This is a genomic window from Streptococcus sp. E29BA, assembly GCF_041807805.1.
GTDB classification, from domain to species: Bacteria; Bacillota; Bacilli; order Lactobacillales; family Streptococcaceae; genus Streptococcus; species Streptococcus entericus.
Map to the genome: position 1 here is coordinate 1 of NZ_JBGTZA010000036.1, position 17,185 is coordinate 17,185.

The 17,185-nt window shown below is 46.4% G+C and carries 6 protein-coding genes; all 6 read right to left on the reverse strand.

Annotation, left to right across the window (positions count from 1 at the left end):
* Positions 1-280: 280 nt before the first annotated feature.
* The 6 genes from ACERC8_RS08350 to ACERC8_RS08375 all read right to left on the reverse strand — a co-directional run bounded on the left by ACERC8_RS08350 (position 281) and on the right by ACERC8_RS08375 (position 16,856).
* Positions 281-1,147, reverse strand: coding sequence for a class C sortase (locus ACERC8_RS08350; RefSeq protein WP_373659435.1), 867 nt, complete (start codon positions 1,145-1,147; stop codon positions 281-283).
* Complete coding sequence (locus ACERC8_RS08355) at positions 1,148-2,665, reverse strand: class C sortase (protein WP_373659436.1); 1,518 nt, start codon at positions 2,663-2,665, stop codon at positions 1,148-1,150.
* A gap of 1 nt (position 2,666) precedes the next feature.
* Positions 2,667-3,563, reverse strand: coding sequence for a class C sortase (locus ACERC8_RS08360; RefSeq protein ID WP_373659437.1), 897 nt, complete (start codon positions 3,561-3,563; stop codon positions 2,667-2,669).
* A gap of 95 nt (positions 3,564-3,658) precedes the next feature.
* Entirely contained in the window at positions 3,659-4,864 is a 1,206-nt protein-coding gene (locus ACERC8_RS08365; RefSeq protein WP_373659438.1) for a collagen binding domain-containing protein, read from the reverse strand.
* Between the two features lie 38 nt (positions 4,865-4,902).
* Complete coding sequence (locus ACERC8_RS08370) at positions 4,903-6,909, reverse strand: isopeptide-forming domain-containing fimbrial protein (protein ID WP_373659439.1); 2,007 nt, start codon at positions 6,907-6,909, stop codon at positions 4,903-4,905.
* A 191-nt stretch (positions 6,910-7,100) separates the two neighbouring features.
* A complete protein-coding gene (locus ACERC8_RS08375; protein WP_373659440.1) occupies positions 7,101-16,856 on the reverse strand; it encodes a BspA family leucine-rich repeat surface protein in 9,756 nt (3,251 codons plus the stop codon).
* Positions 16,857-17,185 lie beyond the last annotated feature (329 nt).

The window sequence follows — 17,185 nt, forward strand, 5'->3', positions numbered from 1 at the left end:
AAACGAGAGAAGACAAGAACTGTCCTCTCTCGGTGTTAAGTGGGTCAACCCACTACAGTTGACAAAGAGCCTTTTTTCAAAGCTCCATGAACGAGCAATAATTGCGGTTTTTAGAGTATCTCACTCGTCAAGAGCAAGAAGGATTCAGCTTTCCTAATCTCGAAGGTGCTAGCTTTTGGGTCTTTTGTCCTATCATCGATTGCAACAAGAGTCTTTCTCTCTCAAATTGTTAGAAGAGCACTCTTTAGAAGTTTTTTGTGATTTAGTTATCCAATTTCTACTAGTTCCGTTTTAGGAATTTTACAAAACGGTGTCCTATCAAGATAAAAGCAAATAGACTAAGCAAACAAATACCACTATACAGCCAAGAAGAAGACCCTACTACAGATACTACTTGCTGTCCTTCTTTTTGAAATGATAGTTGAATATCTCGTGGTATTTCTTGTTGGCTTTCTTGCTGCTCTTTGGGATATACCCCTACCCGTTCAAAATCCACCAAGAGCCGCTTATTGTATAAGGGAATTGGATCACAAGTAAGTAATGTAATGAGGTTCTGGTCTGACTTTGATTCCAATTCTTCCCATTCAGCTGGCAAAATCACCTTTGGGTTGGGGAGCATTTTATAATGTAAGATAGCCTTCCCATTATCAAAATACAAATCATCCCCTGCCTCTAATTTATCTAAATGACGAAAGAAAACTTGATTCGCCCAACCACGGTGACCTGCAATAACAGAACGAACCCCTGCCCCATCAATCGGCAGGTCCGTACCCGCTACATGAGCGAGGCCCTGAGACAAATGAGTTGCGCTCGCTCCTAGATATACTGGTTCCATCAAAGAAATCTTAGGGATAGAAAGGTAGCCATAGATGCCATCACCATCTTCTAAGACCTGGTAATCTACCTGGTAGTCTTCCCCAGCAAAAGGATCCACAATTTGATTGTCTGATCCAAGACGCTCATTGTACTGAAGGGAGGCGTCTAGTGTTTTGGAGACGAGCAAAGGATCCAGCGCTTTGGTATAACTTTGGTAACGTAGCTCTTGATTCCAATTTTGGTACAGCATATTCCCAAAACAAAGCAGGGGTAAACTAGCCGCTAATAACATAAAAGCAAAGCCTACTATTGGCTTTATACGCTGTTTCAATCAGTTTTCCTCCAGCCTTTTATTTTGTACTAATTGCTTACGATTACGGTAAATCAGGTAAAGTAAAATTAGAATCATGCCCACCGAAATACCGAATAGCATTTTCCATAATTGATTGCTGCGAGATGTCTCTAACATTTTCTCTTCTACAGGTGCAGCATATGGGATTCGTTTCCCACGAACCAGTAATCGTTGGGTGTTGATCATATAAGGAGTACACGTAAGAAGCGTTGCATAATCCTTGCCTTCTTCAATCAGAATGGGATCAAAATTATCTGGCTCTACGACCTTGATTTGATCGACTTCATAAGCCAACACCGTGTCCAAGACGTGAATGTAGAAAACATCGCCTTTTTTGAGCTTGTCCAAGTCCGTAAACAGTCGCGCATTAGGCAAGCCTCTATGAGCGCTGATGACAGTATGCGTATTGATACCTCCTACAGGTAAGGATGTCCCTTCTAGTAGTCCTGCCCCTTTCTCCAAAACGGCATCGGATACACCAACAAACATCGGGATTTTTTGATCAATTTTCGGAATTGACACATAGCCTATCTGCTCGTTAATTTTTAGCATATTGGCGTATTCGGTCATTCCCTCTTTTTTCTCATCATCCGTAAATGGATCCTGGAGTTCTCTTGGCTTCAAAGCCGCATTGAAAGCTTGTGCTAATTTATAACGCCTTGATAGTTCTTCATTGTCCAACTTAGCGACTGCCTGATCAAATTGAGTATTGACATTATTGGCTTGTATGCGGTAATACAGTTGTGAAACAAACGGATAAGACATGATAAGAAAGCCCGCCAAAAACAAAGCTACAAAGAGGAATTTTTTCCGCTTTCGCTTATGAGAAGACGAAGAAGATATCGTATGTGGTGCTGTTGTGACACTCTCTTGAACTGAGACATCTTGAGAATTTTGTTGTTGAGATGAAGCAACCAGCTCTTCATTGTCATCCTCTTCTATCTTTGAGGAAGGCATAAGAGGAGGGGCAAGAGGCGTAGGAAGGGGGGCATCTACGGCGGCAGACTTCATACTTATCTCACCAGTATCTCCTTCGTTCTCCTCCAACTGAGCTACAGGCCCATTATCCTCTGCCTCAGGTAGGCTGTCTTCCATCCTTGTATCATCTCGCATTTCAGTATGAACGCCTTCTGAAATAGTTTCAGATACAGACATATTAGAAACTTTTTCTTCTCCTGAAAGAATCGGTTCATTTGCTGATAATGGACTTCCCGGCTCTTCTACTGATGACAGGGAGCCTTTCTGTGGCTCACTCATCTGGAGCTGCCCCTCGTTTGAAAGCATTGAGATAGGTTCCTTGGAAACGATTGGCTGCTGAGCTTCTTCAAGAAAAGGAATACCTACGCTGTCGTCTGCCTTCTCCTGTGTAGACAAAAGCAGATTCTCTTGTTTCTCTATTGGTGCAGGTTGCCCTTTTTTTAGGATAGTCTGCCACCAATGTTTTTTTTCTGGCGAACGCCGGTGTCTAGGAGGTGTTTTTTTCCTAGCTCTCTTCATCTCATTCTCCCTTCTCGGTCAAAAGCTGCTCTTCTTTCAAACGACGAGATTGCTCTTTCTTTTTCTTGCGTAACCTGTAAATAATATAGAGCAAAATGGCAATCAATACCAACGAAGCAAAGAAGAGGTACTTATACAAGAAACTAATCTTGTTTTGCAAGATAAACTCTTCTTCTACTGCTTTGACATACTCCACCCGATGTCCTCTGACCAATAAACGGTGGGTATTGATCATATACGGTGTACAGGTCAGCAACGTCACATAATCATGACCGGGAGCAATCAGTAAGTCTTCAAATTGCGACGGTTCTACTACCTTAATCTGATCCACCTGATAAGCAAGGGTCTCTTTAAGGTTATGAACATAAAACTTATCCCCTTTTTTTAACTTGGTTAAGTCCGTGAACATCTTAGCATTTGGCAAGCCTGTATGTGCCGTGATTACTGAGTGAGTCGAATTTCCCCCAATCGGTAGTGACGTCCCTTCCAAGTGTCCTGCCCCCATCTGCAAGACATCCTCACTGGTTCCAGCATAGATTGGCAAATCTACATTGATCGTCGGGATTTCAACGTGTCCAATTTTCTCATTGAGCTCCAACATGCGTGCATAAGCTGCAATGCCTTCTTTTTTCTCCCGATCATCATAAAAATCGCCTTCAATGACATTAGTCAAAGAGGCATTAAAAGCCGCTGCTAAACGCATACGCTCTTCAATGTCGCTATCGGTTAATTTTTCTTTTTCTGCTTGGAAATCCCCTACCTGCTGACTTGACTTTACTTGGTAGTAAATCTGTGATACTAACGGATAAGCCAAGATACTGAGTCCTATTAAAAATAAAAGTGCAAATAGTCCATTTAAGATTCTTTGTTTGAGCGTTTTTTTTCGTTTTGTGGGCATGATTCCTATTTCCTCTACCTATATAAGTCGTTCTTCCCATTATAGCATAAAAAAAAAGAAAGACAAAGTAATGGATACTTGTCTTTCTATTCCTTTCAGTGTGTGAGAGTTGGTTGCTTGGTAAGGTACCAGCCACTACCAAAACAGACAATCGCAATGAGCATCAAGGCATACAAGAGCATATCTCCTGTGTTGGGCACTTCAATGCGTGGTCGTTTGCTGTTTTCAATGGCTGTGATTTGTTGGGTAGTATCTCCAGTTGTTACTTGAAAAGGTACACTTGCACCTAACTGGCTATAGCCAGATGGAGGCTGTACTTCCCTCAGGTAGTATTCTCCGTATGCCAAATCATCTACTGTGAAAAATCCTTTTTCATCTGACGTCAAGATGATTTCCTTCCCGTTTTTGAGAACAGGCTTGTACTGATCACCAACGCGTTCTAGTAAACGGAATGACGCTCCGGAGAGTGCTTGCTTGGTCTTGCCATCGATTTTGATGAAGCGTGCCAATCCCTGTTTAATTTTTTCGTTGATTAGCGTAACGGTCACGAGCTTTTCATCGACAAGAGTCGCTTCTACTTGTCCTTGTCCAAGACGATAGCCTGGTAAAGGCTCTACTTCGACAAAGCGATACCGCCCAAGCGGAAGATGAGAAATGGTGATATACCCTTTCTCATCTGTGTAGAGGATTTTGTCCGCTACTGCATCTTTTTCGTAGCGGTACCCATCCACCAAAGAAACAGGTTGTTCTTGATGATCGCTGTCCAACGCATAAAGGCGGAAACCTACATTTGCAAGAGGATTTCCTGCTTCATCCGTCTTCAGGAGACGAAGTCGCGTAGGCTCTTGATCAGGTAGACGTTTTGGCAATAATACAGGAGCAGGAAGAGCACTGTCCAGTCGTACAGCGATTTCAGAGCGGTAGGTCACCTGCTCAGTCGCCACAACCTGACGGATATAGTAGTGCCCATCTGGCATGTCCTGTACCTCAATACGATCGGCTAAAAATACCATCGGATAGGTGCCACGTGAAAATTGTTGGTCTAACTCCGCTTCGGAAAAACCATGGAGCTTGGTAAGTATTTCTTGGTCATCCGCATTATACTGCGGATCCAAGCGCCAAGCTGTCAATGTCTGACCACTGACATCCTCTCCTAAGTCCTGAACGATTTGCTCGTAATCTTTCAGCTGCAAGAACAGGCGATTGCTCGTGCTTGCCTGTGCCCGTATCCCTAGCAACACAAGAAATAAGGAGAGAGCCATCAGACAAATCATCTGGCTACATCCTAAGCCTTTTTTCATAATGATCTCCTTTCTTGTTGGGATTCAGCTGTCATGGGTTACGCTTCTTTGTTGCGGTTGTTTTTCATAAAGCCATAGTAAGCTACTGCCATGAGTGAGATACCCGCTACTGCAAAGATGATGGTACCCATACCACCTGTTTGTGGGATAGAGAGCTTCACGTTTGTCACAGTTTTAGCGTCGTTTTGACCAGAACTATCTATGTAGGCGATACCTGTTGTATCTCCTGCCGTAAAGGAAATAGCACCTGTGTTCAAGGCATAGCCTTTTGGTGCAACTGTTTCAATTAATTCATAGTCGCCTGCTTCCAGACCAGCAATTTCAAATTGACCTTGGTCATTTGAGGTTAATGTCACGACGTTTGCAGCATTTTGATTTGCTGTATAGGTGTAGGTGATTTTTGCTGCTGCATAGGCTGTATTGTAAGCTGTTTGCGCCGCATCTACTTTTGCTTTTTCTTGCGGAGTTTGCTTGTCAGCTGCGAGAGCATTGTAGGCTTTTACAGCTTGATCCAGTGCTTCTTTCTTCTCTACAAGGTCTTGTTGCTGAACAGATTGGTCAGCTGCTGACTCGAAAGCCAAGAATTGACCGTTTGCTGTGTTCTTCACGACAAACTGCGCAGTTTGAAGACGTTCATTGTTTTGGCTATCCACTTTGACAAAGCGTGCGTTGTTCAGATTCACAAAGGCATCTGCTGGATTTACGATTTCAGGAGTCTTGTTCTTTTTGTTGGTAACGGTCACAGTACCTGCTGCTGCGTCATAGCTTGGGGTATAGCCAGAGATCCGCTCTGAGATGGTGTAATCCGTTTCACCTGCTTGCAAGCCTTTGAAGGTACCGCTGAAAGCACCTGTCACGGTAAAGGTGAGGCCGTTGCCAAGGTTGATCACAGAGCCATTGACAGAAGCGTTGTCCAACTGTACAGTTGCCACAGCTGCACCTGCTTTGTAGAGGGTATAGGTCAGGGTTTGATCGTTTGGCGCAGCGATGCCTCCACCATCATTTGCTTGCCATTCTTTAGTCACTGCCAAGTCACCTTCTGGTGATGGTGTGACTTGAACTGGAGTTACTTCTTGTGAAGGCACGTTGCTGTAGTCAACTTTTACGGTGTTTTTCTCACGCTTAACAGCATTTGCGTTAACGTAAGCTTTATAGGTAATGGTGAAGGTCACATCTTCACCGTTGTTGTCGCCAACTGGGTTTGTGATGTCAGATACCTTTTTCAGACCCGCATCTGTCAAGACCAGGCTGAAACCACGGTCATCTTGGGTCAGGGTATAGTCAGCTGTGTCTTGCAGGGTAACATTTTGAGCAGCGATGGTTACGCCAGGAACCATGGTCAGACCATTTGACATGGTATCTTTATAGGCCAAGGTCTTGTAGCGTGATCCTGCTTTAATAGTTGAAGTAACGGTATAGGTCAATTCTCGACCAAGTGTGGCGTCAACTTCGTCTAGTCCTTCTACCTTTTTCTCAAGAGTCGGAGCTTCTTGGGTGTTCTTTGGATAGACATGAGCATGGTCTGCAAATGTTCCATCTGCTTTCAAGAGTGGCAAGCGGATAGTCACAGGTACTGCCTTGCTGTCTGCAAGAATCGCCTTAGTAACGTCATCGACATAGTCTGTCTTGCTGTCTACTTCAACAATTTTGTAATCGCCAGCTGGCAAACCACTTGTATTAAATTCTGCACCCGTAGCTCCTGTCTGAGCACCCAGAGCTTCTTCCACAGAGGTTACTACTTGTCCTTGGTCGTTAATCCATTCACCTCTTGAGTTTTGCCAAGCAAAGTAAACACCCGCAATTTCTTGCAAGTCGTTTTTACCAGTCAAACGTTTCAATTGGTCAAGTGTTTGCGTTCCATCATATGCTTCTGGTGTAGTAAATGCGTCCAACTCACTCTTGCTCATCAATAATTTATGAAGAGTAACCGTTCTTGTCTCATTGGTGTGAGCACCTGGTCCAGCCTGAGCACTTGCACCCAGTGCCGTAAAGAGTGTGGACAAGAGCAGAATAGCTGCCATTATCGCTGTATAGATTTTTTTCACATTATTCTCCTTGCTTGTGAATGTATGTTAGAGAGATTAACCAACGAAGCAATGGGCAGAAAAAACTACCTGATTGCTCCACTCGTTAATATGTTGACAGTACATGCTTAAAGAGATTGGCTTACGCCTTCTTACAAGCACTAGTGGTGTTTTGATAGCGAGCCTCACTCCTTTCACATGTACTTTCTCTACTAAGCAGCTGTGCGTTCGTCGTCTTCTCGACGATAGAAGAAGTAGGTGATGAGGATGATGCTGGCTCCTAGAGCATACCAAATCAAGCTGCCCATGCCCCCTGTCTCTGGGAGGCGAACCGTACGGTTAGTAAAGTCTGCTTGGCTTGGACGATTGCCCGTCTTGCTAGAGGTCATTTCTTGGACTTGGGCAATGATTTTTCCTGACCCATCATCTGTAATCTTCACTTTATACGTATAGATGGTGGAGTCGTAGGCAATGCCAAGTTCATTTCCTTTTTCCTCTGTGACACGGTAGGTATAAGTCTTGCCGATGTCATCATAGGTATAGGAAATGTCTGTAAACTGAATCTGACCGGATGTGTCACTCAAGGCACGCTGGACTTGTCTGCCATTTTCATCCACCACGAGGAAGGCAAAGCGGTAGTTCGCTAAGTTTCCGCCTTCAAGGCGCTTGGTTCCTGTTGGTTTCCATGTACCTGTTGGGTTATAGTGGTTGGCAAGGCGGATTTCATCAATTTTCGCAAGCGTTACTGTCGCAGTCGTCTTAGACTGGCGATCGAGGGTATAGCCAGCTGGTACTTGCTCTGTCGCTGTAACAGTCGCCCCTTCTGGGAGATTGACAATCTGGATTGTCTCGTCATGGCGGATTTGCAAGGTCTCGTCGCTTGCGATAGTGCCTGCTTCTCTCTTGTTGCTGGTGTAGGCGAAGCGATTGAGGAGGATTTCTCCATTCTTGTTCTTGATATGAATCAGGAGGTCAAAGTCCGTCTGCTTATTAGCGTCCGTCAAGCGGTCAACTTTTTTGATAATCTTTACTGATCCAAGTTTTGGATCTGGAGTCGTGGTCGGCGGCTTAATCGCATTGATAAAGACCGCTCCATCTGCATCGTAGGTCACGCTGACCTGTAACTTCCCTTCTCCTTGATCCGTCGCTGTCACAGTTACATCTTCCTCGTGGGCGTCGTAGGCCACAGTTGTATCGAGGCCTTTTGACTCACGAAGTTTGTAGCGATAGGTGCCTGCTTTGGTAAAGGTTACTGCCCCAAAGGCGATATTTCCATACTCATCGTTGGTTGCGGTCGCTACCACTGTGTCATCAGATGGATCATTCGCTTTGGCTCCTGGATCGACTAACTCAAAGGTAAACTCATTTGCTTTCAGCTGACGGGCTGGATCCTCTGTATTGTCCAAGCGTTTGGTAGCTGTGATATTAGCCGTTCCTGTTGCTTGGTAACGGTTGGTCACTGTCGCAAGGGTCGTATCCTGATGGATATGCCCTGTCTCATTTGCGATGGAGACGAGGCTATAGCCAGCTGGAAGATTGGTCTCTGTGACTTCATAGGTGGTCCCATATGGCAGGTCATTGATTGTCTGAGTCTGACCTGCTTTAAACTGGAATTCACGGACGTCGGTCGGACTATTATTAAGTTTAACCTGAATAGTGAAGGTCTTGTCCTGGTTTTGGCTGCCTTCTACTGCTTTTGTAATAGACAGACTTCCTTTTTTCTTTCGGTTGGCAAAGACAATGTCTCTATTTTCCTTGGAAACAGTAGCAAGAAGGTTGCCTTGTCCGTCGTCTACTACGGTCACCGTGATGGTCTCCGTGTGGGAGTCGTAGTCGATGGAGACATCGTCTCCTGCTTGCTCCGCCACCTCATAAGTATAGGTGCCCGCTTGATCATAAACGATGGTCGCAAAACGGAAGCCACCGCCTTCTGAGGATGTCACCGTCTCAAGGAGCTGCCCGTCTTTTTTGAGGGTAAAGCGGTAGCCACTAGCTGGCGCTCCATCTAGGAGTTTTTGACCACCTAGCTGGACAGAGGTCTTGCCTTTTTGGTAGTCATTGACAAAGCTGGCTGTGCTGGTCTTGTTGGCCTCGATGGTCCCTGTAGTGCCATGAGAGCTCACAAGTACCCACCCTTTTTCAGCCTCTTCGTAGACTTCGTAGCTAGTGCCTGCTGGGAGGTTTGGAAGCGTAAAGGTTTCTCCTCCTCTAAGGGTAACTTCAAACTCCCCATCTTGGATGGTCACAGATGGGTCTACCAGCTCCCATACAGCATAGAGTGTGATGGTCTTGCCAGCTTCTGTCAGATCGGTCACGGACTGATCTGCTTGGTAGCTGGTGCCACGTCCATCTGGACGAGTGTTCCACTCTTTGAAGCGATAGCCATTTTTGGTAAAGGTGGCTAACGGTAAGGTGTAAACCTGCCCCCTTGTTAGGGTCTGCACTGGCATCGAGCCAGACCCTGTATTGGCATCAAAGGCCAGGGTGTAATCCTGTGGCGCCTCCTCCCAGATCCAGGTCCCCGCCATATCCGGAGTATACTGCTTCATCAGCTCATTGGCTGTAAAAGGCCCATAGGCTCTGTCCTCACGGATCCACTTACCGGTGTAGGTGGCGTTTTTAGGTGGGGTAGCCAAATTGGTATCGGCAAGACTTATGGTTGGCGGCAACTTCACCTTCTTTAAATTACGGCTATACGCAAATCCGTTGCTCACACCCCAGCTATCTAAATTTGTCAAATCCATTTGACTAATATCCAATGTTTCTAAGGACGACATGGACATAAAACCGCGTGCGAATTGCCTAAGTTCTGGTGTATGAAAATTGGATAAATCAAGGTTCTTGATACCTGAGTAAGCAAATATATCGCTCATACGGCTAACTTTGGACACATCCCAGCTTGATAGATTTATCTCGCTTAGATTTGAGGTGCCACTAAACATCCCTGACATGTCCGTCACACTGCCAACATCCCAGTTCTGTACCGGAAGACTGACTAGATTGCGGGCGTTTTGAAACAGTCTACTCATATTCGTAACGTTTCCGACATTCCAGTTCTGTACCGGTAGGCTGGTCAGACTACGGGCGTCATTAAACATGTTCCACATACTCGTCACGTTTCCCACATTCCAGTTCTGTACCGGTAGGCTGATCAGACTAGACGCACTTGAAAACATGTGCCGCATGTCCTTCACGTTTCCCACATTCCAATGCTCTACTGGAAGACTGGTCAGACTACGGGCGTCATTAAACATGTACCGCATATTCGTCACGTTTCCCACATTCCAATGCTCTACTGGAAGACTGGTCAGACTACGGGCTTCATTAAACATGTGCCGCATATTCGTCACGTTTCCCACATTCCAATGCTCTACTGGAAGACTGGTCAAGCTGTGGGCGCCGCTAAACATCCCTGACATGTCCAGCACACTGCCTACATCCCAGTTCTGCACAGGAAGGTTGGTCAGACCGCTTGCACCATAAAACATATATTCCATATTCCTTACATTGCCAACATCCCAGTTCTGCACAGGAAGGTTGGTCAGACCGCTTGCACCATAAAACATACTGTCCATAGTCCTTACATTGCTAACATTCCATGTCTCAGTAGGAAGACTGCTTAATTTAGTAGTGGATCTAAACATCCGACGCATATTCGTTACGTTGCCTACATCCCAGTTCTGCACAGGAAGGCTGGTCAAGTTTTTAGTGTCATCAAACATGAGGCTCATATCAGTAACCTTGCTCACGTCCCACTTCTCAACAGGAAGAGAAGTCAAGCTAGTAGCATCCTCAAACATGGAGCTCATATCCTTCACATTGCCAGTGTTCCAACCCGAAACATGTAAGGTCTTCAACTTTCTGACATTAGAAAACATATATTCCATATTTCTCGTACCCGACACATCCAGATTTTCCAAATCCATGTCTGTAACGTTGGATAAATTAGCGAACAGACTGCTTGAATTTTCTGGCGCTTTGACTCCTTTGGCGACAGTTACCTTGGTAAATTTATCTTGGTGGTCTCGCCATGAATTTGTATTACTGGTACTTCCGGACGCCATGGTCCCTGTGAAGCCATTGGTCGGCTTGAAGTAAAGGACGCCATCTGAGTAGATTTCCCAGGTGACGGTACCTGTGGTGCCGGTCTCGACAACTGTATCCGTCGGTGTGATGGTAGTCGCATGGACGGTCACGCCCTTAAAGAGGCTCGCAACAGCAGAGACGGTCGTTTCTAGGATAGAGGTGTTGCTTGCTGGCTTTTGGCTTCTAGCCTTTGCAGCAAGGTTGTTTCCACTTCTAGCTGTGCCTTGCTGCTTCCGCTCTCCTGTGAGGACGAGGCGATTTTCCGTAAAGTCCTCTGCTGTCAGCAGTGCTTTGCCTGGCTGACCGACCTCGTAGATGTAGATGCCACCAAAAGCGTCTTTTAGGTAATTGTACTTTGTTTCTTTTAGAGCGATGGACTGACCGGACGGTTTTTTCCAGTTGGTAAAGCCTTCTGGGACGTCAAATTCGCCAAAGGGCTCACTCAACTTCTTCACATAGTCTGTGTCTTTTCCGTTGTCATTGATCCTTAGGACAAGAGTATAGAGAGGGTTTTCTTGCTGGCTTGGAGCTGTACCGATGGTGCCGTTGACCTGACCTGCTGGCAGAGAGGCTCCATTTGGTCCCTTGAGCTTGATCTTAAAGCGGAAGGTCTTGACCGGGTCGCCACTTAGGATAGTCTTTTGAATTTTGAGGCTTCCCGGCTTGTAGCTATTGACAAAAATCCCTGTGGCAGGATTATTGTCCACATCTGCCGTGTGCTGGTCTTGGACTGTAGTGGCAAGAGCTAGCTTGCCCTCCCCACCATCTGTCACACTGACTTGGTAGCGAATGGTCGTAGTATCGTAAGTGATGTCTGGGTTGGTGCCTGCTTTTTCCTTGGCGATATAGGTGTAGGTCTTACCGATGTCGTCTTGGGTGAAGCTCAAGCCCGTAAAGTCAATGCGCCCATCTTTACCATTGGTCGCTGTGGCGAGGGGACTCGCTTCGCCTTCTTTATAGAGCTCAAAGGTATAGGCACCTTCTATGAGCTTCTGGTCATGAAGCATGACTTTCCATGCACTGAGGCTCAGGTTTTCTTTGATTTCGTAGCGGTTGGTAAAGACTGCTCCGTCTCGATCATAGCGCGGGGTGGCTGTGATAGTTCCATCTCCATTGTCTGTAACCGTCACGGTCACGATTTCTTCATGGGTGTCATAGACATAGCCTGGCAGACCTGCGTCTCTCTCCCGTATTCGGTAGGTATAGGTCTTGCCGTGATCTTTTTCTGTATAGGTCAACGGTTTAAAGACAACCTTGCCGTCAATGGTGTTTGAACCCGTCCGGATGACCTGACCAGTCTCATCCATAACTTCAAAGATGAATTGATAGGCACGTAGTCTGCGGTTCCGAAGGACTTTTTGGGCATCCAGAGTGATCTCGCCTGTGGCTTTGTAAGTGTTGGTCGCCGTAGCAGTGTAGGTCTTGCCTGCTTGGAGGGTGCCTGTCAGATTTTCACCGGTGACAGTATAGCCTGGTTTTTCAATCTCTTGGATGGTGTAGGTCTGCTCAGAACGAACGTCTTTGACAGTGACCGTTTGCTCTGCTTTGAGGCTAATCGTACCTCCTGACCGGATGATCCCTGTACGCCCATCGCTCGTGGTATAGCGATAAGTGTCCAGGTCTTCCGTGCCGTCAGAGCGTCGGAAACTAAAGCGGAAGTCATAGGTGTGATTTTTTAGAGGTTCTGCCGGGTTTGCAACTGTCTTTGTAAAGACGATGTCCGCATGAGGATCATAGGTATTGATGAGGTTTGTGCCATCCACGGCGGATACATAGCCTGGGATGTAGTCAGGTTCTTCTACTGTATAACGGATTTCTTGACCATCTTTGTACTTGAAGAGGTTGTCAAAGCGGTAATTCCAAGCTCCTGTCTCGTCTGGGCGGACTTCTTTGGTTTGGATTTGAGTGCCATCAGCATAGAGATTGACGCGGATAGAGTCTGGGCGACTAGCTGTTGCATCCTCGCCCACCCAACGCTTGATACCGGATATGATGACTTTTTCTGGCTCATGGACGTTGACCGCATTGACCGTCATACCAGTTGGGGTATGGATTGTATTCGAGAGTTTTAAGGTATAGCCTGGGACTGGATCTTCTGTGATGCTATAGCGGATTGGTAAGCCATCTGCTGTAACCATCTCTAAGTCATCAAAGGTATAGGTCCAGTTGTTGGCAGCGCTCAGCTCGATAGAGCGCCCGCTATCTTTTCCATTTGCCAAGACACGGATACGAACAGACTTGGTCCGAATACGGTCTCTATCGTTGTCATCGTCCCACGCCTTATTGACGATGATGCGATAAGGTTGAAGTCCGACCTTGGTATAGTTGCTCTCGATTAAAAGATTTCTTGTTGTCTGACCAGCTGCTCCGATGGAAGTAGTTGACATCTTGACGTTGTTGTAAGCATGGACACCTCCAGAAAGTCCTGCTTCGGTCATCCCTGAGCCAAGAGCAGTATCATAGTAGCTCTCTTTTGGATTGAGACCACGGATGGCATCGACCCGAGGCGCCCGCATATTGATATAGGCAGAGACATTGCTGTCTTCTGGTAGGACAAACGGAGTTCCATCTGTCTTTTTACGGGCGTCAATAGCTACTGCTGTGATGGTCGACTTGTCCGCAGGCATGGTTGTGCTCCAGATGGAGCGATCGGTCAGGTCTGCTTGGGCACGGTCTCCTTCTGAGATGTGGAGGTTTTTCACTGTAGAGTAGTAGACGGTCGGGGTAACGCCGTAGCGCGCAAAGTCACTGATGTCTACTCCTTGGAAAATTCCTTTCCACTGGAAATCCCCTCTGTCAGCATCTGTCTCAATCGGTGTATAACTCTCCAAGATGTCATAAAAGATAATGTCTTCTGTCCGTTCACCTGCGGCACTGGTTACCTCGAGATGATAGCGGTAGACGCCTCCCTCATAGACATTTCGAGGGAGGGTCGCAGACCGACCGTCTGTGTAGATCCCTTGGTTATTGACATCGACTTGCTTGATCAAGGATGTCACCGCATAGATACCTGCAACAATCTGTTCAGACGCAGATGCATAGATAAAGCTAGGAGTATCTCTGTCTGGGTTGAGATTGGTCATGAGAGAGGCTGCTGTACCTACTGCCGCCTTGGACTCACTGTTATTCCCTGCCAAGGGATTGTCCGGTTCGCCTTTAAAATCTTTCAAGAATCCCAGCTTGTCATTTGCTGATTCGTAGGCAATAACGTTGGTTAGGTTTGCGCCATAGTTTTTCAGACTTTGCCAGCTGTAGTTGGCAGAGAAGCTCAAGCGTGGTCTGTCATAGAGATAGCGCTGCCGTAGTTCATATGGAATACTCTCATCAGTTGGATAGTGATACTGAGGTGTCAGCTTCATCTTGACAATCAAAAGAGTGCGACCTGTGTTTTTATAGTTTGCAATCGCACGCGCTTCTGTGATGACATCACCTGGTCTTCCCGCCAGACTTGTCATATCAGGCACTACACCGACTGGCAGAAGGTCATACCATGTAGTCTCTTTTTCTTCTGCGTAAGCGCCCTCTGCGATGGCTTGGTCAAGGACTTCCTTTGATGTTGCTCCAGTGCGGAGATTCGCGGTTGAGGTGTACCGGAGGCGGACAGTACGTGCAATGACATCATTAGTATAGGTTACAGACTTATCGAGGTCAGCAGCTGGGTAAATACCTTTTAAGACTGCTTCTCCAGTATAACTGAGTTTGCCTAAGCTAGTGCCTGTGTGAGTGCGAACCTCTGCTCGCGCTTGATTGCTCAGATAGAGGGCTGGATCAGAAGTGGTCTCAACCAAATCTTCAATCCGTTTTCTCATCTCTGCTGTACTGTGTAGCTTGACACCTACGGTAAAGCCATAGTGGAAACCAGGTGTCTGTACGTCCATGTCCACTTGATAGTCTACGATTCCTTCAGGAAAGACCAACCGACTGCCGATTGCTGTCGCTCCGTTTTGAGGGGCAATCTGTGGCTTGCCAGATGCGAAAGCTACAGTTGCTAGTGTGAGATAGGTGCCCGTTGCTGTTTTTCCTTTGACCGTGTAGACAGGGGCTTGCGCAACGTCTTTTGTGTCTACATAGTAGAGGCTACCGACAGGTACTGTTCCATAAAAAAGACTTCCATCTTGTCCTTCATAATAGCCTGAGGGTTGATCTGTGGCTTTTTGTACGGATTGCAGTCTAGGCACTGTGAAGGTTAGATGTGAAAATTCATAATCCTCACTGGTCAGCGGGTTCTTTTGACGAAGCCAGACCTTGTCATCATTGATCTGTAAGCGGTAGGAGTCAATCGATCCGTCCTCTCCCTTTTTGACATCGCTATAAGCGTAAGAGCCACCGTGAATCCGATAGGTTACTTGTGCGTCCAGACCTTTTTGGAGGAGACTGAGAGCTGTATCGTATCGATAAGGATTGGCATTCTTTCCAAGATAATAGCGTGCTGTAGTGGATGGCTGTACCACTCGCTCATAGAGTTCTTCTCTAGCTGTTGCGCTGACTCTGGATACTTGCTGATCATCGGTATCTGTGAGGGTATAGACGATGTTATTGGTCACTTGGTACTGCTTGCCATTCTCCAAATCCGGGAAAGCTGTCTTTGGATAAGCTGTATAGACGATAACACGCTCTCTACGCTCTGCATTGGTGTACGAAGGCCATTTTACAGTGGTGTCTTTGCCGATTTCTCCTGTGATAGTGTTGGTACCAGTTCCCTTGGTCACTTTTCCATCATAGTCATACCCCAAGACAATTCCACCTGATGAGATAGTATCTGTAAAACTTACCGTACTTGGCTGGTTATTTTTCTCAGGAGCAAATACTTCGCTATCCCAGTAAACATAGATGTAGTCATCTGGGCTAGCTGGTTTGAGCTCTGCTGGAAAATTAGTCGGATAGGTCTTATACCACCCGCGATCATACTTAGTTGCCCTGCTCAAGATAGAGACTGTATCGACTTCAGCAGAGAGTTGGTTGGAGGCCAAGGTTAAAGCATTGCCTAGGTGAGTGGTCACTTGGATATTGGCATCTACATAAGCTTTATAACCTGTCACATAGTCACGAATTTCATGCGGAATTAAATCTGTAATGGTGCCTTCAATGTAGCCTTGTGAGGCTGCTGAGAGCTTACGGGTATTGGTCAAGACATAGGTGTCATCAAGTGGATCGGACTTATCCCCTTCGTCGAGGTAGTACTGGAAGATCCCTGATGTATCTGGAGCTTCTGGCACCGCCCACGTAATGCGTCCGATGTGATTATCCTCCCGTGTCTCAAAGACGGTCTTAGGCACCCGAATCTGAATCACACCCGGCTCATAGTCTTCGTCTCCTGATAGAGAGTAAGACACGCGTAGGCGAACATTTTTGGTCTTGTTATCCTCCCACTTTTGGAAGAGGTTTTCTGCCTTGCTGTCGTCTGTCGTGTCCGCTGTCAGCCATTCGAGCTTGATGGTCTCAATCTTGGTCCCATCTCCTTCCGACGGTGGAAGTGCAGCAACCCGGAGCATGGCGGCAGAGAAAGCCTGCGGAATGGCTTGCTTAGCCAGTGTTTCAGCCGTCGTTTCCTTTGCCTCTGTGAGAGGGGTTGTTGGTGTAACGACTAGAGGTTCCTCTTCTTCGGGTGTGGCCGCTGGCTCTTCTGGCTGCGTGCTTGTGGTCGACGATGTCGACGAATCTGCACTTGTCGATGGCGTCTCAGAATCTTGTCCTTGTGAGACTGGAGCTGTCGTCGTGGCCGAGGTATTTTCCCCGCTTGGCTCTGTTGTACTCAAGCTACTCGTCTCTGTAGTAGAAGTCATCGAGATATCGACTGCCTGTACGACAGGTCCTAGGATGCTATTGGTCAGCAATACTCCTAGCATCGCCGTATTCAGCCATTTTCTCATGCGTTTTTTCATTATATTTTCTCCATCTACAGCATCATGCCTTTTTTAGACATGGCAAAACTTACATACAGAGTCATTCTACTTCTTTTTTAAGCTTTTGTAAAGTTTTGTAACTGTTTTTTTGCCTTTTTCTGCTATAGGAAATAGTTGCGAAACGACACCATTCTCTTTCGCTAATGTACGCAAAAAGCCTAGCAAGAACCTTTGGTCTTCTACTAGGCTTGTTTGAGCACTCTTTTTTATCCTCTTTTTTACGCCACAATGGCTTTAGCAACTTCTTCTGTCGTCATGCGTGAGAAGTAGTGGCTCGTGTCGATGGTTTGGAGTTTGGCCAAGACATC

Coding starts and splice junctions, on each gene's coding strand:
- ACERC8_RS08355 (WP_373659436.1), bottom strand. CDS start 2,665: ATGAAGAGAGCTAGGAAAAAAACACCTCCTAGACACCGGCGTTCGCCA.
- ACERC8_RS08360 (WP_373659437.1), bottom strand. CDS start 3,563: ATGCCCACAAAACGAAAAAAAACGCTCAAACAAAGAATCTTAAATGGA.
- ACERC8_RS08365 (WP_373659438.1), bottom strand. CDS start 4,864: ATGAAAAAAGGCTTAGGATGTAGCCAGATGATTTGTCTGATGGCTCTC.
- ACERC8_RS08375 (WP_373659440.1), bottom strand. CDS start 16,856: ATGAAAAAACGCATGAGAAAATGGCTGAATACGGCGATGCTAGGAGTA.